At 63.5% G+C, this 18692-nt stretch carries 23 protein-coding genes; 9 read left to right on the top strand and 14 right to left on the bottom strand.

Features of this window, described 5'->3' with window-relative positions; translation table 11 throughout:
- Positions 1-25: 25 nt before the first annotated feature.
- Both P9875_RS07635 and P9875_RS07630 read right to left on the bottom strand, forming a co-directional pair.
- A complete protein-coding gene (locus P9875_RS07635; protein WP_278317994.1) occupies positions 26-1258 on the bottom strand; it encodes a GAF domain-containing sensor histidine kinase in 1233 nt (410 codons plus the stop codon).
- An 86-nt stretch (positions 1259-1344) separates the two neighbouring features.
- Complete coding sequence (locus tag P9875_RS07630) at positions 1345-1926, bottom strand: DJ-1/PfpI family protein (RefSeq protein WP_278317993.1); 582 nt, start codon at positions 1924-1926, stop codon at positions 1345-1347.
- Positions 1927-2097: 171 nt separating this feature from the next.
- Here P9875_RS07630 and P9875_RS07625 point away from each other — a divergent pair, with 171 nt between their 5' ends.
- Genes P9875_RS07625 through P9875_RS07615 form a run of 3 tightly spaced genes read left to right on the top strand, consistent with a single transcriptional unit; the run spans position 2098 to position 3064 of the window.
- Positions 2098-2517: a hypothetical protein gene (locus tag P9875_RS07625; protein ID WP_278317992.1), complete on the top strand. Its 420-nt coding sequence runs from the start codon at positions 2098-2100 to the stop codon at positions 2515-2517.
- A gap of 26 nt (positions 2518-2543) precedes the next feature.
- Positions 2544-2768, top strand: coding sequence for a host attachment protein (locus tag P9875_RS07620; protein ID WP_278317991.1), 225 nt, complete (start codon positions 2544-2546; stop codon positions 2766-2768).
- Positions 2765-3064, top strand: coding sequence for an antibiotic biosynthesis monooxygenase family protein (locus P9875_RS07615; RefSeq protein ID WP_035825510.1), 300 nt, complete (start codon positions 2765-2767; stop codon positions 3062-3064). The genes P9875_RS07620 and P9875_RS07615 overlap by 4 nt, the downstream gene beginning before the upstream one ends.
- Before the next feature lie 8 nt (positions 3065-3072).
- Here P9875_RS07615 and pncB read toward each other — a convergent pair whose 3' ends face one another.
- Both pncB and P9875_RS07605 read right to left on the bottom strand, forming a co-directional pair.
- A complete protein-coding gene (gene pncB, locus P9875_RS07610; protein ID WP_278317990.1) occupies positions 3073-4263 on the bottom strand; it encodes a nicotinate phosphoribosyltransferase in 1191 nt (396 codons plus the stop codon).
- Positions 4264-4342: 79 nt separating this feature from the next.
- Positions 4343-5206, bottom strand: coding sequence for a cysteine hydrolase (locus P9875_RS07605; RefSeq protein ID WP_278317989.1), 864 nt, complete (start codon positions 5204-5206; stop codon positions 4343-4345).
- A gap of 72 nt (positions 5207-5278) precedes the next feature.
- Between P9875_RS07605 and P9875_RS07600 the strand changes: the two genes are divergently transcribed.
- Positions 5279-5518 carry a TIGR02450 family Trp-rich protein gene (locus P9875_RS07600; RefSeq protein WP_176390496.1) on the top strand — a complete coding sequence of 80 codons (240 nt, stop codon included), beginning with the start codon at positions 5279-5281 and terminating at the stop codon, positions 5516-5518.
- Here the strand turns inward: P9875_RS07600 and P9875_RS07595 are convergent.
- The 3 genes from P9875_RS07595 to P9875_RS07585 all read right to left on the bottom strand — a co-directional run bounded on the left by P9875_RS07595 (position 5500) and on the right by P9875_RS07585 (position 7270).
- Positions 5500-5643 (bottom strand): hypothetical protein, encoded by a 144-nt coding sequence (locus P9875_RS07595; RefSeq protein ID WP_217916871.1) that lies wholly within the window; start codon positions 5641-5643, stop codon positions 5500-5502. The genes P9875_RS07600 and P9875_RS07595 overlap by 19 nt on opposite strands.
- A 361-nt stretch (positions 5644-6004) precedes the next feature.
- Positions 6005-6511, bottom strand: coding sequence for a hypothetical protein (locus P9875_RS07590; RefSeq protein ID WP_278317988.1), 507 nt, complete (start codon positions 6509-6511; stop codon positions 6005-6007).
- A gap of 153 nt (positions 6512-6664) precedes the next feature.
- A complete protein-coding gene (locus tag P9875_RS07585; RefSeq protein ID WP_278317987.1) occupies positions 6665-7270 on the bottom strand; it encodes an FMN-dependent NADH-azoreductase in 606 nt (201 codons plus the stop codon).
- A 135-nt stretch (positions 7271-7405) separates the two neighbouring features.
- Here P9875_RS07585 and P9875_RS07580 point away from each other — a divergent pair, with 135 nt between their 5' ends.
- Positions 7406-8320, top strand: coding sequence for a LysR family transcriptional regulator (locus P9875_RS07580; protein WP_099400881.1), 915 nt, complete (start codon positions 7406-7408; stop codon positions 8318-8320).
- 143 nt (positions 8321-8463) lie between these two features.
- Complete coding sequence (locus P9875_RS07575) at positions 8464-8691, top strand: hypothetical protein (protein WP_070221813.1); 228 nt, start codon at positions 8464-8466, stop codon at positions 8689-8691.
- A gap of 3 nt (positions 8692-8694) precedes the next feature.
- On the opposite strand, the gene P9875_RS07570 is transcribed toward P9875_RS07575, so the two are convergent.
- The 5 genes from P9875_RS07570 to P9875_RS07550 form a co-directional block, all read right to left on the bottom strand.
- The gene (locus P9875_RS07570) at positions 8695-9006 is read right to left on the bottom strand and encodes a MerR family transcriptional regulator (protein ID WP_034759737.1); all 312 of its coding nucleotides are present in this window, start codon (positions 9004-9006) and stop codon (positions 8695-8697) included.
- A 3-nt stretch (positions 9007-9009) separates the two neighbouring features.
- Entirely contained in the window at positions 9010-9930 is a 921-nt protein-coding gene (locus P9875_RS07565) for a DnaJ C-terminal domain-containing protein (RefSeq protein WP_176390492.1), read from the bottom strand.
- 96 nt (positions 9931-10026) lie between these two features.
- Positions 10027-10695 carry a beta/gamma crystallin-related protein gene (locus tag P9875_RS07560; RefSeq protein ID WP_099400878.1) on the bottom strand — a complete coding sequence of 223 codons (669 nt, stop codon included), beginning with the start codon at positions 10693-10695 and terminating at the stop codon, positions 10027-10029.
- Between the two features lie 159 nt (positions 10696-10854).
- Complete coding sequence (locus P9875_RS07555) at positions 10855-11859, bottom strand: beta/gamma crystallin-related protein (protein WP_278317986.1); 1005 nt, start codon at positions 11857-11859, stop codon at positions 10855-10857.
- 242 nt (positions 11860-12101) lie between these two features.
- The gene (locus P9875_RS07550; protein ID WP_278317985.1) at positions 12102-12767 is read right to left on the bottom strand and encodes a beta/gamma crystallin family protein; all 666 of its coding nucleotides are present in this window, start codon (positions 12765-12767) and stop codon (positions 12102-12104) included.
- A 189-nt stretch (positions 12768-12956) separates the two neighbouring features.
- On the opposite strand from P9875_RS07550, the gene P9875_RS07545 reads away from it, so the two are divergent.
- From P9875_RS07545 to P9875_RS07535, 3 genes are all read left to right on the top strand, one after another.
- Positions 12957-14348 (top strand): MATE family efflux transporter, encoded by a 1392-nt coding sequence (locus P9875_RS07545; RefSeq protein WP_278317984.1) that lies wholly within the window; start codon positions 12957-12959, stop codon positions 14346-14348.
- Between the two features lie 21 nt (positions 14349-14369).
- Positions 14370-15209 carry a PhzF family phenazine biosynthesis protein gene (locus P9875_RS07540; RefSeq protein ID WP_278317983.1) on the top strand — a complete coding sequence of 280 codons (840 nt, stop codon included), beginning with the start codon at positions 14370-14372 and terminating at the stop codon, positions 15207-15209.
- A gap of 191 nt (positions 15210-15400) precedes the next feature.
- Complete coding sequence (locus tag P9875_RS07535) at positions 15401-17608, top strand: S9 family peptidase (RefSeq protein ID WP_278317982.1); 2208 nt, start codon at positions 15401-15403, stop codon at positions 17606-17608.
- 69 nt (positions 17609-17677) lie between these two features.
- Here P9875_RS07535 and P9875_RS07530 read toward each other — a convergent pair whose 3' ends face one another.
- Together P9875_RS07530 and P9875_RS07525 are read right to left on the bottom strand one after the other, a co-directional pair.
- Positions 17678-17863 (bottom strand): CsbD family protein, encoded by a 186-nt coding sequence (locus P9875_RS07530; protein ID WP_035825486.1) that lies wholly within the window; start codon positions 17861-17863, stop codon positions 17678-17680.
- 175 nt (positions 17864-18038) lie between these two features.
- Complete coding sequence (locus P9875_RS07525; protein WP_278317981.1) at positions 18039-18674, bottom strand: class I SAM-dependent methyltransferase; 636 nt, start codon at positions 18672-18674, stop codon at positions 18039-18041.
- Positions 18675-18692 lie beyond the last annotated feature (18 nt).

The raw sequence follows: 18692 nt of genomic DNA, 5'->3' as shown, positions 1-18692 counted from the left end.
TTGCCTGATAAAGATGATTCATTTGTTACGCGGCCTGGCGCCGGGCTGCCGGCAAGGCCAGCGAGATCGTCGTGCCGCCGCCGGGCGTGCTGTCGATGGCAAATTGCGCACCGAGCCGCTCGGCTCTTTCCTGCATGATACGCAAGCCGATCTGCAATTCCGTTTTCTTGTCGCGCAGGTTGGCGGCGAAGCCTTCGCCATCGTCGCGCACCTGCAGCGCAAAATCGCGCCCGTTGTCCACGCGCAGCGCCACGTTGCTGGCCTGCGCATGCTTGCGGATATTCGACAGCGCTTCCTGCACGATGAACAATATCTGCAGTTGTTGCTCGGGAGCCAGCGGGGCGCCGTTGCCGCTCATGTCCAGTGTACCGACGACACCCGTCTGCAGCTCGAACTTGGCCAGCACTTCCGACAGCTTGCTTTCGAGGTCGCTACCATGCCAGCGCGTGCGGAAATTGACGAGCAATTCGCGCACGTCCTGGTAGCTTTGCTCGACGCCCATGCGCATCAGCGGCAACACTTCGGCCGCTTCGTCGAGCTGGCCACGGCGCACGGAATCGTCGAGCATCTGCACTTGCAGACTGATGAAGTTCAGGCTTTGCGCGATGCTGTCATGCAAGCCTTCGGCCAGCAGGCTGCGTTCACGCGCCACGGCGAATTCCTTTTCGCGCGCGATCAGGCGCTGGTTTTCGATGGCGATACCGAGGCTCTGGCCCAGCGTTTCCAGCCAGCCCTGCTGCTGCGCATGCACGGCTTGCGGGCGCGCAAAGTGCAGCGAAAAACTGCCGACGACTTGCTCGCGCGCAAGGATGGGAAAGACGGCGATGGCGATGAAACCTTCGTCCTGGCAACGGTAGCGCTGCAGCGCATCGACCTGGCGGAAATCGCGGATCTGGATCACGCCCTGCGCCACGGCCGCGCCGCACAGGCAATCGTTGTTGCGGATGCAGTGTTCTTCTTCCACCATGGCGTCGGAAATGCCCTCGTGCACGATGATGTGCACGGTGTCCTGCTGCGGATCGAGGATGCGCACGGTGCCGCCTTCGGCCTGCGCGAACTGCATCACGTGGCGCAGGAAGCCACGGCACAGCGCATCGATGGCGTGCTGTCCCGCCAGCAAGGTGGAAATCTCGTGCAGGGTGGCCAACTGGCGCTCCTGCGCGGCGCTCAGGCCCGATGCGGCTTGCGCCAGACGGCGCTGGCGCCAGCGCGACGCTGGAAGTTGTTTGCGGGAAGGTTGACTGCGCGGCGCATGCATGAAGAACTCGAATCTGAAAAGTGGTGCGCCTGGCAAGCGCTGCGGCCTGCCGGGCTGGTGAAGGTTACAAACGGGTTACAAACAGGTTACAAACGGATCTCGGTACCGAGCAGTTTGACGAACTGCGCCAGCCAGGCCGGATGCGCAGGCCAGGCGGGCGCCGTGACGAACTGGCCATCCGTGACGGCGTCCGTGACGGCGATGTCGGCATACATGCCGCCCGCCAGTGTCACTTCTGGCGCGCAGGCGGGATAGGCGGAAATGCGCTTGCCACGGATGACGTCGGCAGCGGCCAGCAATTGCGCGCCATGGCAGACGGCCGCGACGGGCTTGCCCGCTTCGGCGAAATGGCGCACGGCGGCGATGACGTTCTTGTTCAGGCGCAGGTATTCGGGCGCGCGGCCGCCGGCGATCATCACGGCGTCATAGTCGGCCGGGTCGATCTCGTCGAAGCTGGCGTTCAGGGTGAACAGATGGCCCGGCTTTTCCGTGTAGGTCTGGTCGCCCTCGAAATCGTGGATGGCCGTCTTGATCGTCTCGCCGCTTTTCTTGCCGGGACAGACGGCATGCACGGTATGGCCGAGCATCAGCAGGGCCTGGAACGGCACCATCGTTTCATAATCTTCTGCAAAATCGCCGGTCAAAAACAGAATTTTCTTCGCTGCCATTTAGTTCTCCTATGAAAGATTGATACCGCAAGGCGTATCTTAGCGCGACTTGGCAACCATACTGGATATTTATCAAACTTTTGCGCCTTGATCGAGGATTTTACAGGCTGAGGCAGAATTATTTGCAGGCTGGCAGGTCAAATCAAGCACACCTCCTTGAAAGGCCGGGCCATGGACAGCAGCAGCGGCAATATCCTCATACGTATCTTCGACCACTTGCCCGATGCCGAGCGCGCCCGCAACCGGCTGCTGGCCGATGGCTTTCCCGCTCACGCCGTGCAACTGGACGCGGGCGACGACGAGGCCGGCCCCGTGCAGGGCAATTTCACGGTCGGCAATCGCGACACCCTCACCAGCCGGCTGGAACGCGTGATCAATGCCCTGTTCGGCGGCGACAACCATATGTACCGGCGCAACTATGGCAAGACGGCGTTTCGCGGCATGGTGCGCCTGGTGGTGGCCACGCGCCATGCCGAGGAACAGGAACGCGCGCACGCCATCGTGCAAGCATGCGGCGGCAACGATATCGAACAGCGCACGGCCCGCTGCGGCCAGGACAGGCACGGCGGCGTGGCGGCCCTGTCGCGCTAGCAGGGGCACACAGCAAGGAGAACGAGATGGACGTCACATGGGTGCTCGTGGCCGACAGCAGCCGCGCGCGGCTGTTTGCGCTGGGACAGCAAAACCAGCTGGGCGAGCTGCAAGATTTCGTCAATCCGGCGGGCCGTGACAACGATAACGCCTTGAACAGCGATGCGGCATGCGACCCGGCGCCCTCCGCAAGCGGGCACAATCTGTGGCAAGATCTGCGTTCTTTCTTTCAAAACCGGAACTTGCCATGATTTTTGAAATTGCCCACATCCAGATCAAATCGGCCACGCACGCTGCCTTCGAAGCGGCCGTGACGAAAGCCGTCCCCCTGTTCCAGCGCGCACGCGGCTGCGAGTCGATGCGCCTGGAGCGCTCGATCGAAAACGGCGACGCCTACCGTCTGGTAGTCGGCTGGACAACCCTGGAAGACCATACCGTGCATTTCCGCGGCAGCGAGGACTTCCAGGCATGGCGCGGCCTGGTCGGTGAATTTTTCGCCGCCCCACCGCAGGTCGAGCACATGGATACGGTGGTGACGGGGTTCTAGACAGGCACCTACACTGCGGGGTGGTGGAAGACCTGCCGCAAATACGCGAGGAAAGTTTCATCCTTGCACAGGGTCTTGCCCGGCGAATCCGATAATTTCGCCACGGACTGGCCATTGCAGCGCACCAGTTTCATGACGATGTTGAGCGGCGTCAAGCCGACGTCGTTGGTGAGATTGGTGCCGATGCCAAAGCCCGTCATGATGCGGTCGGCGAAGTGCTGGTACAGGGCGAAGGCCTTGTCCAGGTCCAGGCCGTCGGAAAACACGAGGCGCTTGGTATTGGCGTCGATGCGCAGGGCCGCGTAGTGGGCCAGCGCCTTTTCTCCCCACTCGACGGGGTCGCCCGAATCGTGGCGCAAGCCGTCGAACAGCTTGGCGAAATACAGGTCGAAGTCGGCCAGGAACGCATCCATGCCCACCACGTCCGTCAGCGCGATGCCCAGGTCGCCCCGGTATTCCTGCACCCAGTCTTCCAGTGCCGCCTTTTGAAAATCGCGCAGGCGCACGCCAAACGACTGGAACGATTGCATGTATTCATGCGCCATGGTGCCGATCGGCACGATGCCCAGCTTTTTCGCCAGGTAGACATTCGACGTACCCTTGAAATACTCGGGCACGTCGCGCGCCAGCCGTTGCACCACCTCGTCGTGCCAGGCGCCGGAAAAACGCCGGCGCACGCCGAAGTCGGAAAATTCAAACGGATGCTTGCGCCGCGGCAGCTTGCCGAATTCCTTGACGGCTTGCACTTTCAAGCCCAGGCGGTGGCGCCCTTCGCGCATGGCGGCGTCGAGGTCGAAACGGCGGAAATACAGTTCGTTGATGATGTACAGCACGAAAATCTCAAAGCCCATCACGTGTACCTGCGGCCCGGCCGCGTGCACGAGCAAGGTATCGCCATCGGTGCTCACGTCGATGAACTTGCGCTGGAAGCGGAACACCGTCAGGAAGTCGACGAAGTCGCTCTTCATGAAGCGCAGGGTGCGCAGATAGGCCAGCTCGTCGTCGGCAAACGACATCGAGCACAGGTGGTCGAGCTGCTCTTCCAGCTCGCTCTTCAGTTCGGCCAGGGGAAAGGCGGTGGCGTTGCGGCAGACAAATTCGTATTCGGTATGGGTATTCGGATGACCGTGCAGCAAGGCTTGCCACATTGTAAATTTATACAGATCGGTTTCCAGCAAACTGCGCACTATCGGGGTCATGTGTGTTTTCTCCAACTTCCTGAAGCCAGAATAGTACGCCACTGCAAGCATTTCAGCAGGGTCCGCTTGCAGGACAGCATCAATTGCCTGCATTGGCCAACAATTCAGGCAAGACGTCGGCGGACGTGGCCAGCCGCGCGCCGCGCGCATGCATGGCGGCAAGGAAGTCGCGCTGCTGTGCTGCAAAGCCCGTGACGGGGCTCATGCAGTCCGTCAGCAAGACCAGGCGCGACAGGGCCTGCTTGCCTTGCTGCGCTTCCAGGTAATCGGCGATGTGCTCGGTACTGGCTTTCACGCAATGGCTGCCCGCTTCGCCGCAAATATAAATCTGCTGTGCCGGCAGCAAGGTGTCGAGGAAAGCGCGGTTCAGCTGGGTGGCCGCATCCTGCGCATCGGGCACCTCCGCCATGACGGCCGAGTAATGCTCGGTCCACGGATTGGAACCCTTGCTCAGCTTGGCGACCACTTGCAGGTGATCCACTTCCCAGGCATTGTAGGCGGCGCGCACGGCCGCATGGATATTTTGCCCCCAGCTGCCGATCTCGCAATGCACAGGCCACACCATCAGCTGATAGCGCCCGGCTTGCTGCAAGGCATCGAGGTAGGCCAGCGCGCGCGGCAGAGCATCACTGGCGGCGGGCAGGAACAATCGGTCGCGCAACTGCTGCGCGGTGATCTGCGTAAACGGCGGCACGGCGCCGCCATCGCCCGTGCGCCAGAAGGCCGGGTGGGCGATGTCGTAGCGGTGGTGGGCGTCGAGGGTCACGCTGATCTGCGTCAGGCCATTGCCCCCTTCGCATATCAGCTGCGCCACGCGCAGCATGTCGGCGTGGGCGCCGGGCACGGCCAGCGCCGGTGCGGCGTCCGGCGGCAGCCAGGCGAGAGGTAAATCGCAAAAATCATTTTGCGGATCGATGACGAGCAGGTGCAACTGGCGTTTCATGGCGGTCCTCGTGCGTGGCGGGAACTTGCATGATAATGGCAACATCGCCATCACGCCAATCCGGGACCCGCCATGCATCTTTCAGATCGCAATAACTTGCGTCCAAACAAATTACTCAACAGCAAATGGACGGCCGTGACACCGGCCAACAAGGAGAAGCACTTCCTCGTCATCAAGGTGTGCGCCGCGGCCACGCCCAATGAACCCGTCACACACGTGGAGCTGGAAGCCGTACATTCGGGCAGAGTGCAGATCCTGCCCTGGCGCGCGCTGCAGGATGCGGCGCAGTGGCATCAAGGATGGAAAACGTAACGGCGCTGGCGCCGCTCGACCAGCTGCAATGCCACCTCGGCCGCTTCGCTGACGGCTTCGGCTTCCGTCGCAAACGGATGGTCGGCCAGCACGCGGTGCTTTTTGACGATATTGTTCCTGTGCATGGGATTGTTCGAGGGGGTGTACAGGGACACATAGGCGCCCCACAGTTTGCAACCGCGTAAGGGTTCCGCCGTGTAATTTATTTCATACGTATCAACGTACTTTATCGGCACGATGTTTGCTCCAAAAATGACATCCCCGGGTAGCCTGTCTCAACGGCCCTACCCGGCGTAGGGTTGGAATACATGCAATCGCGCTTGCTCAGGATACTCACCTACTTATCTGCTTTTTATTACGCGGCACAGGGAAAAACTGAAACGCCACGCCTGGTTTCCAGGCATGGCGGCACGCCCACTGAAAGTATAGACGATGCGAAAAAATTATGAGAAGGCAACTCTGTACTGAACGGCGCAGGCGCCTGCCCTATTTCGCCGCCTCGGCGGCGGCATGCATGGACCAGACGACGCTGAGGATTTTCCATTGACCATCGCGCTTGACCATCTGCCACGCTTCCACGCCATAGTTGGACAATTTATCGCCGACGAGAAATTCGTAGTCGAAGTTGACCCACGCCACATGGCGGTCCTGGGTGATCTTGACGTTGTAGAATTTTTCTTCCGTGCGCAGGGGTTCGCGCTTGATGAAGTTGGCGAAACCGGCGTAGCCGGCCGCCGCGACGCCGTCGAAGTGGACGTCCGTCGTGTCGCGCATTTTCTGGATGAAAGCGTCATCGGCCGGCGAGGCGAACAGGATGTTCGTGTGCAGCAACAGCGACGACAGCAGCTTGACATCCTTGGCGATCAGCGCCGTTTGGAAGTCGGCGACGACTTTTTCGATGGCGCGGATATCCTCGGGCGTGGAGGCATGGCGGCCCACGTGGGGCGGCGCTACCGGTGCCGTCTGTGCCAGCGCAATGCCTGCTGAAAACAAAGAACATCCGAACAGTACTGCGCTGGCCAACTTGTGCATGAGGGACTTTCATGGCGAACGGCTCGCCGGGCTGGCACGGGGCGTGCCGCCGGCAAGCTTATGCCAACCATATTAGATTGGCAATCCCCCATTGGAACTAGAGCGTCACCAAACTCAGGCAGCCAGGGCCTCGATCGACGCGCGGCCCTTGGCGACGGCGCTGGCGACGGCGTCCTCGCCCATGGCCACGCCTTCGGCTTGCACGAACTCGATGTCGGTGATGCCGATGAAGCCCAGCGCCGTGCGCAGATAGGTGCTCAGGTAGTCATACGCGGCGCCCGGGCCTTCGCTGTAGACGCCGCCGCTGGCCGTGAAAATCACGGCTTTCTTGCCCGTGGCCAGGCCAACGGGGCCATTGGCCGTGTACTGGAAGGTGCGGCCCGCGCGCGCCACGTGGTCGATCCACGCCTTCAGGGTCGACGGTACGGAAAAATTGTACATGGGCGCGGCCAGCACCAGCACGTCGGCGGCCAGCAATTCATCGACCAGGGTATCGGACAATTGCACGGCCGCTGCCGCCTGCGCGCTGCGCTGCTCGGCCGGCGTGAAGAAGGCGCCCATCACCTCTTCCGTCAGGTGCGGCACCGGTTGCGCGGCCAGATCGCGCACGACGACGGTGTCGCCTTGCGCGGCCAGTTTGGCGACGAATTCGCCCGACAACTGGCGCGACAGGGAACCGCTGTTGCGCACGCTGCTATTGATGTGTAGTACGTTTGCCATGATGCACTCCTTCAAGAACGATAGATGGGGGGTGCGGCGTTTGCTGCACTTGCACACATCATAGTTCGGGTCTACTATCGATGAAACCGTGTAAATATAAATGATTAGCATCGAATTTCTAGATATGGAGCCAGCATGAGAGAACCGGGCCAGCCTTCGCTCGACCAGTTGCGCGTGTTCGTCGCCGTCATCGACGCGGGCGGCTTTGCCCACGCGGCGCGCCAGCTGCACCGCACGCAGTCGGTGATCAGCTACACCATCGCCAACCTGGAAGAACAACTGAATGTGGTGCTGCTCGACCGTGGCAAGCGCAAGCCCACCCTGACGGACGCGGGCAAGGCCTTGCTGGCCGACGCGCGCGCCGTGGCCCTGAAGGTCGACGGCATGCGCGCGCGTGCCAAGGCGCTGGCCGGCGGGCTGGAAGCGGAAGTGTCGGTGGTGGTCGACGTGATGTTTCCCACCTGCGTGCTGGTGCGCGTGCTCGAGGCGTTCCAGGCGCAGTTCCCCACCGTCGCCCTGCGCTTGCGCATCGAAGCGATGGGCGCCGTGGCGCAGCTGGTGATGGATGGCAGCTGCCACATCGGCCTCGGTGGCTGGATGACGTCCACGGCCAGCGTCTTCGAGCGCCTGGCCGTCGGCCACGTGCGCCTGATTCCCGTGGCCGCCCCCAGCCACGCGCTGGCGCAGCTGGCCGGGCCGATCGCGTCCAACGTGGCGCGCGAACACGTGCAGCTGGTGCTCAGCGACCGCAGCGTGCTGACGCAGGGCCAGGATTTCGGCGTGCTGGGATTGCGCAACTGGCGCCTGGGCGACCTCGGCTCCAAGCACGCGCTGCTGCGCGCCGGCCTTGGCTGGGGCAATATGCCCGAGGCGATGGTGCGCGACGACCTGGCAGAAGGCCGCCTCGTGCACCTGCCGCTGGCCGTCGACAATGGCGAGAATTACCCGATTTATCTGATCCAGCGCGCCGACACGCCGCCGGGACAGGCGGGCAAGTGGCTGACGGAGCGGTTTGCGGAGCAGTTGCCGTTGCTGGAACAAGTCTTCTAGATGCGCGCGCGGGGGGGTATCATGCGTGGGCAAGCCCCAAACAACTGCTGGGGTCAGCCCCTCAACACCGCCAACGCAAAGCTCAGTGCCAACGTGTCCGGGGGTCTGACCCCGATTTCAGACACAACCTTGAAGAGATTCACATGGCCGGCATCGACGACTTCGTCAACAAACAAAAACCTGGCGCGCGCTTCGTCATCACGGCGCAGATGCTGCGCATGACGCCGCAGCAATTTGATTCACTGGCGCAGGAATGGATGGAAGACGGCGGCCCCGGCTTCGACGTGGCCGGCATCCCGCACCGGGTCGTCGTCGACGGGCAGTTTTATATCGGCAGGATCACCGTGCAGCGGCACGGCGAGCCTGAATAAAAACTACTCGACGCCCAGCACGTGCAGGCGGCGCCGCAAACGCGCCACTTCCTCCGACAGATCGACCACCAGCGCGGCCAGCTCCGCATTCGCGTCGAACACGGATTCGATTTCATGCAGGCGGCGCGCGCGCACCAGATCCAGGCTGGTAAAGCGCCAGGCCGTGAGCTGGCCCGCCGGCGGGCCGTCCTGCAGCAGTACGCCCGTCTGCACGTGCTGCACCACCCAGTCCGGCTCCACGGCGCAGGCGCGCGCCAGTTCTTCCAGGCTCAGGGCACGGTCTTCCAGCAATTCGCCAATTACCTTGTTTGTCATGATTTACCCTCCCAGCTTCTGGCGCGGATTGAAAGCCATTTCGCGCGCCATGGTTGCATACAGTTCGCGCGCCTTGTCGTCGTTCGCCGGCGGCAGCACCACTTCCAGCAGCAGATACAGGTCGCCCGGCTGGGCGGCGGGGATGCCGCGTCCCTTCAGGCGCAGCTTGCGCCCCGTCTGCGAATTGGGTGGCACGGTGACGGACACCGTGCCCGATGGCGTGGGCACGTCGATTGCGCCGCCCAGTGCCGCTTCCCATGGCGTCACGGGTACCGTCTCGAACACGTCGCGCCCCTCCACCTTGTAGCGCGCATCGGGCCGGAAGCGGATCTCCAGGTACAGATCGCCGGCGGGCGCGCCGCCGCTGCCCGGATTGCCCTGCCCCTTCATGCGCAGCTGCTGTCCTTCCGTGACGCCTTTCGGTATCGTCACTTCCAGGGTGCGTTCGCGCGTCACCACATGGCCTTGCGCATCCGCTTCGGGCACGCGCATGACGATGTGGCGCCTGGCGCCCTGGAAACTGTCCTGCAGATCGATGGTGATGGCGGCGTGGCTGTCCTCGCCCTGCATCTGGAAAGTGCTGTTGGAGCGGCGGCGCCCGCCCACGTGGGCGAACAGGTCGGCAAAGAAGTCGCTGTCGTCGGCGCCCGACGATTCGTAGCCCGCCCCCCAGTCCGGCGGTGGGCGGAAAGGCTGGCCCTGCGCGCCCTGGTTACGGCCCAGTTCATCGTAGGCGGCGCGCTTTTCCGCGTCGCCCAGCACGCCGTAAGCTTCGTTGAGGGCTTTGGTGCGCTTGTCGGCGTCCGGTTCCTTGCTCACGTCGGGATGGTATTTGCGCACCAGCTTGCGGTACGCCTTCTTGATCTCGGCCTCGGTCGCCGTTTTTTCGACGCCAAGTTCCTTGTAATAGTCCTTGTATTCCACCGTGCCTGCTCCCCATGGTTGAAGTGCCTGTGGGAAGAGTACACGAATTGGGCGCTGGACAGCGTGTGCACAATACAGCGCTGCCCGACGGCGGAATCAGCGCACGCGGCGCAGCGAGGAAATGCGGCGGTCGAGGCCACCGTGCAGGCGGCCGTAGCTGCCCGGACCCATCACCACGCAGCGGCCGCGGAAGTTGGCGTCGACGCAGAATTCCCAGCGGCCGTAATTGACGACGAGCGATTCGGCGCGGTCGTTGAAACCATAGCGGTTCAAGTCATGCACCTCGCGGTCCAGGCGCACGGGCCGGCCGCGCATGCCGGCATCGGGGTACAGCAGCACGGCGCCATTCATGTCGGGACGGTGGCCGCCGCCGTGGCCGGGGTAACCGGGATGAGGACGTTCCGGTTCCGGGCGCGGCGGATACGGGCGGTGGCCGCCGCCATGGCCCGGGCGGCCCACTTCGCGCACGGAGGAAACGGCGTCGTTCATGCCCGGCATGGTGTCGTAGCGGCCCGGCCCCAGAGTGCGGCAGTTGCCCCGGTAATTGGCGTCCTTGCATACTTCCCAGGTACCCGAGCGCACGATGATGCTCGAGGTCTTGTCGTTAAAGCCCATGCGCGACAACTCTCCCGCGTCGGAACGCAGGGTGACGGGGCGGCCGCGGAAACCGGCATCCTGGAACAGGGTGATTTCGCCCGCCGATGCGGCAAGCGGGGCAAGGAAGGTGGCGGCGCACAGCAGCGCGGGGCGGAAAGATCGAACCATGACAACTCCAATACTGAGACATTTTCGCCAGTGTAGTCCAGGCGGCAGGCGGCGAGTGTAACAAAGGGCAAGCAAATGTCATCACACGGCTGGGAATGTAAAAACCGCCTGGCGGGATCAACCCGGCAGGCGGCGTGGCAACACTGAATCAGGAAGGAATCAGCGTACGCGGCGCAGCGAGGAAATCTGGTTTTCCATGGCGTTCAGTCGGCCATACTCGCCCGGCCCGATCACTTCGCAGCGGCCACGGAAGTTCGAATCGCTGCACACTTCCCACTGGCCTTCATTGACGATGATGGACGAGGCGCGGTCATTGAAATTGAAGCGCACCAGGTCCTCCGCGTTGCGCTCCAGCGCCAGCGGTTCGCCGCGCATGCCCGCCTCGGGGAACAGCAGCACGGCGCCGCGCTGCTGGTACTGCGGCTGCTGGTATTGCGGCTGTTGATATTGCGGGTACTGCTGCTCGTACTGCGGCCGCTGGTACTGATTCTCGTACTGCTGCTGGCGGCGCGCTTCGCGCTCGTCGACCATGCGCGCCGACGACACGCGTCCGTCAAGACCACGCCCCAGGTCGTCGTGGCGGCCAGGGCCGAAAATGCGGCAAGTGCCCTGGTAGTTCGAATCGCTGCACAGCTGCCAGTAGCCGTTATGGATCACGATGCTCGTGGTGCGGTCATTGAAACCGATGCCGACGAAATCGTCCGTATCGCGGTTCAGGCGCGCCGAGCCGCCATTCTGGCCCGCGCCCGAATACACTTCCAGGCTGCCGCCACGGCCATAGCCGCCATTGCCACGGTCCGGATCGCGCCCCGGGCGTCCCGGATTGTAGCCATCGCCGCGCCCCGTTTCGCGCACTGAACTGATGGCGTCGTTCATGCCAGGCATCGAGGCGTACTCGCCCGGCCCCAGGGTCTTGCACCTGCCGCGGAAGCCGGCATCGGTACAGACATCCCAGGTTCCTGAACGCACCACGATGCTCGACACCTTGTCGTTGAAGCCCTGGGGCGACAGGTTGTCCGCCGTTTCGCGCAGGGTCACGGCGCGGCCACGGAAATTGTCATCCTGGAACAGGGTGATCTCGCCCGCATGGGCGGCCGCATGGCCCCCCAGCGAGAGCAGCAAGGTCGCCGCGCATGCCAGCGTGTGTTTGAGAGGGCCCGTCATGATTAACTCCATTCTTCATTCTTTGGTGATGATTTGCCTGGCCAAAACGCCAGGATGCCATTGTAACAAGCGCCCTCCCCCACGGAAGGTCGCTCAAGACAAATGATCGACATGACAACTGATGCCAGTGTAACCATCCGCAGAAAAAAACGGTGTAACAAAGTATGGGAAAAGCACAATAAATTGTTACTAAAAGCAATAGCCGGCCCCGGCAGGGACCGGCTACGCTTGCCAGTCTGGCGTCAGCGCACTTCGCGCACCGACGAGATGCGGTTGCTCATGCGTTCCAGGCTCGCGTATTCACCGGGTTCCAGGGTGCGGCAACGGCCGCGGAAGCCTACGTCCTCGCACACTTCCCAATAGCCGGAGCGCACGCGCACGCTTTGCACCGTGTCGTTGAAATCGCGCTCGCGCAAGTCGGCTGAAGAGTTGCGCACGCTCAAGCTGCGGCCGGCGAAATCGTCGCGCGTGTAAAAGGTCAGTTCGCCGCCCAGCGAGCGCCCCGGCAAATGGCCGTGCTCCCGGTCGCGTTCCCAGCGGCCGTCCCGATCTCGCCCACGGTCACGATCGCGGCCCGGATGCCCACCCCAGCCGCCGCGCACTTCGCGCAGCGAGGTGATCTTGTTGGCGCGTTCATCGAGCGATGGATACTCGCCCGCCTCGAGCAGGAAGCAATCACCGCGAAAATCGGCTTCCTCGCACGCTTCCCAGCGGCCCGAGCGCACGCGGATGCTTTGCGTCGTGTCGTTGAAACGGACGTCTTCCAGGTTGGCGACCGTATCGCGCACGGTCTGCGAGCGGCCGTGAAAATCGTCGCGCGAATACAGGGTCAGTTCGCCAGCGCCGGCCAGTTCGGCCGTCATGGCGGCGCCCAGCAACAGGGCGCAGTTCAGGGTGTGTCTCAGCATGGTCTTGCTCCATAGTCAGGATAGTACGGTGTGACTATTTGGTCATCTTGCCAAATAGAGCACGCAGTCTAGCCGCGACTGGCCCATTTAGCTGTAACAAATGATTACCGCGCCCGGCCCCTCGGGGCGCCACGGCGGACAAGCACGGCGAATGCCGGTAGAATCTTGTGTTTCGTCAAGCTTGCCGCCATGCCACACACCACCTCGTTCACCCTGCCCGCCATCCGCACTGAAGTCTCGTCGCTGTGGAAGCTGGCCTGGCCCATCCTGATCGGCCAGCTGGCCACCGTCGGCATGGGCGCGGCCGACGTGGCGATGACGGGGCATACGAATCCCGAGGAACTGGCGGCCGTCTCGCTGGGCGCGGCCATCTGGTCCATCGTGCTCGTCACCGTGAGCGGCATCATGATGGCGATCAATACGCTGGTGGCGCATGAAATCGGCGCCGCGCGCCACGACAAGGTGCCGCACATCGTGCGCCAGTCGCTGTGGAAGGCGCTGCTCGTGGGTCTGGTGGCCTGCCTGCTGACGAACATGGCGGCGCTGGTGTTCGACCACCTGATGCTGGAACCGGCCGTCGCATCCAAGGCCAAGCTGTTCGTGCACATCATCAGCTGCGCGCTGCCGCCGTTCGCCGCCTACCGCGCGCTGTACGGCTACAGCACCAGCATCAACCAGACCAAGCCCGTGATGGTGATCGCGCTGGCCGCGCTGGGCCTCAATATCCTCGTCAACTATTTGCTGATCTACGGCCACTGGGGCATGCCGAAGATGGGCGGCGTGGGCTGCGCCGTGGCCACCACCTGCTGCGTGTGGATGATGCTGCTGGCCATGCTGGCCTGGATCAGGATCGCGCCCGCCTACCGCGCCACGTATCCGTTCACGCACTGGGAAGGGCCGCAGCTGTCGTCCATCGGCCCCATGCTGCGCCTGGGCCTGCCCATCGGCGTGACCTACTTTGCCGAAGTGAGCGCCTTTGGCGTCATCAGCCTGCTGGTGGCGCGCTTCGGCGTGATCCAGGTGTCGGCGCACCAGATCGCCCTGAATTTCTCGTCCGTCGTTTTCATGGTGCCGCTCACGTTCGGCATCGCGCTGGTGACGCGCGTGGGCCATGCCGTGGGCGAAGCCAATCTGCGCCGCGCGCGCTTCATTTCGTGGGTGGGTGTGGCCATGTCGCTGACGGCGGCCATCGTCTCGGCCACCGTCATCACCGTCTTCCGCCACCAGATCGCGCAAGCCTATACGTCCGACCCGCAGGTGCAGGAACTGTGTGCGCAACTGCTGCTGTTCGCCGCCCTGTTCCAGCTGTCCGACGCGACGCAGGTGGCCACGTCCTGCGCCATCCGCGGCTACAAGGTGACGCGCCAGCCGATGCTGATCCAGCTGCTGGCCTTCTGGGGCTTCTCGCTGCCGATCGGCTACGTGCTGGGCCTCGCGCCGCAAAGCTTCATCTGGTCGCCGGCCGAGCCGATGGCCGCCGCCGGCTTCTGGATCGGCCTGGTGACTGGCCTGACGGTGGCGGCCGTGCTGTTGACCTGGTATCTGAACCGGCTGTCGCTGCAGCGCCTGCGCGCCGCCTGACCCTCCTGCAAGGAAACCGCCATGCCACAACCGCGCCCCTTCAAGCAAGTCGATGTCTTCAGCAGCGTGTCCTTCCAGGGCAATCCGCTGGCGGTGGTGCTCGACGCCGACGGCCTGGATGACGCGCAGATGCAGGCGATTGCGCGCTGGACCGGCCTGTCGGAAACCACCTTCGTGCTGGCGGCGCGCGACCCCGCCGCCGACTACCGCGTGCGTATCTTTTCGCCCGAGACGGAATTCCCGTTTGCCGGCCACCCGACCCTGGGCACGGCGCACGCCCTGCTCGATGCGGGCCTGCAGCCGAAAGGCGCACGCATCGTGCAGGAATGCGGCGTCGGCCTGGTGCACATTGAACAGCAGGCGGGCGGCGTGCTGGCGTTCCAGGCGCCGCCCTGCACGGCGCGTGCGCTCGAACCCACTCTGCTGCCGCTGCTGCAAACAGCGCTGGCCGGCACGCCAGCCGCTGCCGGCAGCGTCGTCGACATGGGCATCCGCTGGCTGTGCGTGCCGCTGGCAAGCGCCGCCGCCTGCCTGGCCGTACGCGCCGATATCGCCGCGCTGACGGCCTTGCTGGCCGCCTCCGGGACCGATGGCCTGGCGCTGTACGGCCCGCACGCAGCAGGCGGACCGGCCGACTACGAAGTGCGCGCGCTGCTCAGCGAACATGGCGCGCTGGTGGAAGACCCCGTCACGGGCAGCGCCAATGCCTGCATCGCGCAGCTGCTGGCCGGTGGCGACTACAGCGTCCGCCAAGGCACCTGCCTGCAACGCGACGGCCGCGTATCCGTCCGCTTCCGCGATGGCCAGGCCTGGATAGGCGGCGCGTGCCTGACCGTGATCGCAGGGTCGATATTGGCCTGAACCGCATAAAGCGCCATGGAATGGGTGGCTATCGGATATTTCCAGCGAAGGAAATACGGCCAGCGCCCCCATATTCCGTGGCCGGGGCTATCGCATAAAGAGGCACGCTCTGGTATCGTCTTACGCTTAGGCAACGCTCAAGTTCGCCTATGCATGCAGTGCCCTTCATCCTTCCAACTACCGAGACATCCATGCGTTTTATTCTTTGTTTTCTGGCCGCGATGGCCAGCGTTCCCGCATCGGCTGAAAAGCTGACCCTGGAACGCATCCACGCCGATCCGGCACTGGCCGGCCCCGGCGTGCGCTACCTGAAGGTCTCGCCAGACGGCGAGCGAGTCACGTTCCTGCGCGGCCGCGCGGACAACCAGTTCCAGCTCGACCTGTGGGAATTCAAGCTGAAGGACAAGAGCACGCACCGCCTGGTCGACTCGAAGGCGCTGGTGCCGAATGAAACGATTTCGCCCGAAGAGCAGGCGCGCCGCGAACGCGAGCGCACGGCCAGCCTGAACGGCATTCTCAGCTACAGCTGGTCGCCCGATGGCAAGCAGCTGCTGGTGCCGCTGGCCGGCAATCTGTATCTGGTCGACGCGGCCCACCCGGACAAGGCGCGTCTGGTCGCCAAGGGCAATGTGCTCGATCCGAAAATCTCGCCGAAAGGCCGCTATGTCTCGTTCGTGCGCGACCAGAATATCTATGTGATCGACCTGAAGTCGGGCCAGGAACGCCAGCTGACGACCGATGGCAAGGGCACCATCCGCAACGGCGAAGCCGAATTCGTGGCGCAGGAAGAAATGGGCCAGCGCACCGGCTACTACTGGGCGCCCGACGATTCCGCCATCGCGTATAAACGCTATGACGAAGCACCGGTGCCCGTCGTGCGCCGCTTTGAAATCTTCGCCGACCGCACCGACGTCGTCGAGCAGCGCTACCCTGCCGCCGGCGACCCGAACGTGCTGGTGCAGCTGCTGATCGTCTCTCCGGAAACGGGCGCGCAGCGCCAGGTGGACCTGGGCACGAACCCGGACATCTATCTGGTGCGCGCCGACTGGAGCGCGGACAGCAAGTCGCTCGTGTACCAGCGCCAGTCGCGCGACCAGAAGACCCTCGACCTGGTAGCCGTCGATGCAAGCACGCTGGCGCAACGCACCCTGCTGACGGAAACGTCAAAGACCTGGGTCAGCATCCATGACGACCTGCGCTTCCTGTCGAACGGCACCTTCCTGTGGTCGTCCGAGCGCACGGGCCGCAACCACCTGTATTTGTACGACATGAGCGGCAAGCTGCTGCACCCGGTCACTTCCGGCGCATGGGGCATCGACAGCGTGCTGGCCGTGAACCAGAAGACGGGTAAAGTGTTCGTCGCGTCGAACCGCGACGCCGTGATCGACAAGCAAACCTACGCCCTGGCCCTGGACGGCAGCACGGCCGACAAGCCGCAGCGCGTGACGAAAGCCGATGGCTGGCACGACACGACGTTCTCGCGCAATGGCGAAGTCTTCGTCGACACGTATTCCGACCCGGCCACGCCGCCGCAAGTGAGCATCCGCCGCCCGGACGGCGCCATGGTGGGCTGGCTGGAAGAAAACGCGCTGAACGCCAGTCACCCGTACGCCAAATACAAGGCGGACCACCTGCCAACGGAGTACGGCACCTTGAAGGCCAACGATGGCCAGACGCTGTATTACTCCATCGTCAAGCCGTCGAACTTCGACGCAAGCAAGCGCTATCCCGTCTACCTGTCGACCTACGGCGGCCCGCACTCGCAGCACGTGGCGCGCCGCTGGGGCAACAACTTCGACCAGTACATGGCGCAGCAAGGCTTTGTCGTCTTCCGCCTCGATAACCGCGGTTCGTCGCGCCGCGAGCGCGCGTTCACGGATGCCATCTACCATAATCTGGGCGCGGCCGAAGTGGCCGACCAGCTGGTCGGCATCGACTGGCTGGGCAAGCAAAGCTTCGTCGACCCGAAACGCATCGGCGTGTTCGGCTGGAGCTACGGCGGCTTCATGACCTTGCGCTTGCTGTCGGCCGCATCCGACAAGATCGCCATGGGCGTTTCCGTGGCGCCCGTGACCGACTGGTCGCTGTACGACACCCACTACACGGAGCAATTCCTCGGCATGCCGAAGGAAAACGTCGATGGCTACAAGGCCAGCACCGTGTTCGCCCACCTCGACGGCCTGAAGTCGCCGCTGCTGCTGGTGCACGGCATGGCCGACGACAACGTCTTGTTCAGCAACAGCACGCGCCTGATCGACGCGCTGGTGAACCGCGGCGTGCAGTTCGACCTGATGACGTACCCGGGCGCCAAGCACGGCATCTCGTCGCGCGCGGGCCAGCGCCACGTGTACAAGAAAATTGAAATGTTCTTCAAGCAGAACCTGGGCGTCGCGAAGTAAAGCGCGCCCGCAAATGAAAACCGCCGCCTGTCTCGCGACAGGCGGCGGTTTTTTTATGCGTGCGTCAGATTATGGCTTGCGCGTTACGGTCTCGACCGCATCTTTCACATCGCCCACTTTCTTCTGCACTTTGCCTTCGACCTGGTTTGCCAGGCCCTTGGCTTGCTGTTCTTCGCTGCCGACCAGTTTACCAGCTTGTTCCTGGATTTTACCGCCGACTTCCTTCAGTTTACCTTCGACTTGATCTTTGTTCATGATGGATCCTCACTGTAGTTGGTACATCTGTTGTCCTGCCCCGAAGGGCCGGTACTGCGGCTCACACGCTGTTGCAAACTGCTTGCTGCGTGTCGATGTGTCCATACTACGCTTGAGGTTGCAAAAACTATGTACGGTCCCTAACACATGCCAAAAATCAGCTAATGACGCGAAATCAGCCCGCTTTGCGCCAGACCGTCGCCAGCCACGGCTGCTGCTCGCGCGGCAAGCCGGGCGGACGGTAATACTGCTCGATCAGGCTGAAACCGGCCGCCTGCAGGTAGGCGGCCCACGTCGCTTCGTCGTGGTAGCTGCCGTAGCGGGCGCCATTCCAGCCTTCCTGGTTCTGCCCGCGCGGGTTCGAGCTGAACAACACACCGCCGGGCTTCAGGCACGCGACCAAAGCGCGCAGCACACCGGGCAAGGCGGCGCTGGGCACGTGGAACAGCACGGCATTGGCGAACACGCCGTCGAAGTGACCGGCAGGCAGGTCGAGGTCGACGAAATCCTGCCGCCAGACGGTGCAGCCGCTGTAGGCGCGCGCCATCTCGACGAAGCGGGCGCTGCCATCGACGCCGGTCGCATGGTGGCCCATGGCCGTGAACGCTTTCAGATCGCGGCCCGGGCCGCAACCGAGGTCGAGGATCGCCAGCGGCGCCGGCTTGCCGATGGCGGCCAGCAGCGCGCTGATGTTCTGGCTGACGTCGTGGTCGCGCGTGCCTTCGAAAAACTGCTCGGCGCTGGCGTCGTAATGGGCCAGGGTGCGGCCCGTGATGGCGTGGATGGGGTCTTGCTGCGGGTTCGGCTTCATGGCGGTCCTGTCGATATG

Source organism: Janthinobacterium rivuli (genome assembly GCF_029690045.1).
In the GTDB taxonomy this organism is placed as follows: domain Bacteria; phylum Pseudomonadota; class Gammaproteobacteria; order Burkholderiales; family Burkholderiaceae_D; genus Janthinobacterium; species Janthinobacterium rivuli.
Note: the sequence above shows the minus strand (reverse complement) of the source record. Positions and strands in the feature narration are given on the sequence as shown.

Excerpts from the sequence above, each read along its gene's own strand:
- P9875_RS07570 (WP_034759737.1), bottom strand. The coding sequence starts at position 9,006 with ATGACAAACAAGGTAATTGGCGAATTGCTGGAAGACCGTGCCCTGAGC.
- P9875_RS07550 (WP_278317985.1), bottom strand. The coding sequence starts at position 12,767 with ATGCTGAGACACACCCTGAACTGCGCCCTGTTGCTGGGCGCCGCCATG.
- P9875_RS07625 (WP_278317992.1), top strand. The coding sequence starts at position 2,098 with ATGGACAGCAGCAGCGGCAATATCCTCATACGTATCTTCGACCACTTG.
- P9875_RS07635 (WP_278317994.1), bottom strand. The coding sequence starts at position 1,258 with ATGCATGCGCCGCGCAGTCAACCTTCCCGCAAACAACTTCCAGCGTCG.
- P9875_RS07630 (WP_278317993.1), bottom strand. The coding sequence starts at position 1,926 with ATGGCAGCGAAGAAAATTCTGTTTTTGACCGGCGATTTTGCAGAAGAT.
- P9875_RS07535 (WP_278317982.1), top strand. The coding sequence starts at position 15,401 with ATGCGTTTTATTCTTTGTTTTCTGGCCGCGATGGCCAGCGTTCCCGCA.
- P9875_RS07585 (WP_278317987.1), bottom strand. The coding sequence starts at position 7,270 with ATGGCAAACGTACTACACATCAATAGCAGCGTGCGCAACAGCGGTTCC.
- P9875_RS07605 (WP_278317989.1), bottom strand. The coding sequence starts at position 5,206 with ATGAAACGCCAGTTGCACCTGCTCGTCATCGATCCGCAAAATGATTTT.
- P9875_RS07575 (WP_070221813.1), top strand. The coding sequence starts at position 8,464 with ATGGCCGGCATCGACGACTTCGTCAACAAACAAAAACCTGGCGCGCGC.
- P9875_RS07560 (WP_099400878.1), bottom strand. The coding sequence starts at position 10,695 with ATGGTTCGATCTTTCCGCCCCGCGCTGCTGTGCGCCGCCACCTTCCTT.
- P9875_RS07595 (WP_217916871.1), bottom strand. The coding sequence starts at position 5,643 with ATGCACAGGAACAATATCGTCAAAAAGCACCGCGTGCTGGCCGACCAT.
- P9875_RS07600 (WP_176390496.1), top strand. The coding sequence starts at position 5,279 with ATGCATCTTTCAGATCGCAATAACTTGCGTCCAAACAAATTACTCAAC.
- P9875_RS07580 (WP_099400881.1), top strand. The coding sequence starts at position 7,406 with ATGAGAGAACCGGGCCAGCCTTCGCTCGACCAGTTGCGCGTGTTCGTC.
- P9875_RS07540 (WP_278317983.1), top strand. The coding sequence starts at position 14,370 with ATGCCACAACCGCGCCCCTTCAAGCAAGTCGATGTCTTCAGCAGCGTG.
- P9875_RS07555 (WP_278317986.1), bottom strand. The coding sequence starts at position 11,859 with ATGACGGGCCCTCTCAAACACACGCTGGCATGCGCGGCGACCTTGCTG.
- P9875_RS07530 (WP_035825486.1), bottom strand. The coding sequence starts at position 17,863 with ATGAACAAAGATCAAGTCGAAGGTAAACTGAAGGAAGTCGGCGGTAAA.
- P9875_RS07545 (WP_278317984.1), top strand. The coding sequence starts at position 12,957 with ATGCCACACACCACCTCGTTCACCCTGCCCGCCATCCGCACTGAAGTC.
- P9875_RS07615 (WP_035825510.1), top strand. The coding sequence starts at position 2,765 with ATGATTTTTGAAATTGCCCACATCCAGATCAAATCGGCCACGCACGCT.
- P9875_RS07525 (WP_278317981.1), bottom strand. The coding sequence starts at position 18,674 with ATGAAGCCGAACCCGCAGCAAGACCCCATCCACGCCATCACGGGCCGC.
- pncB (WP_278317990.1), bottom strand. The coding sequence starts at position 4,263 with ATGACCCCGATAGTGCGCAGTTTGCTGGAAACCGATCTGTATAAATTT.
- P9875_RS07620 (WP_278317991.1), top strand. The coding sequence starts at position 2,544 with ATGGACGTCACATGGGTGCTCGTGGCCGACAGCAGCCGCGCGCGGCTG.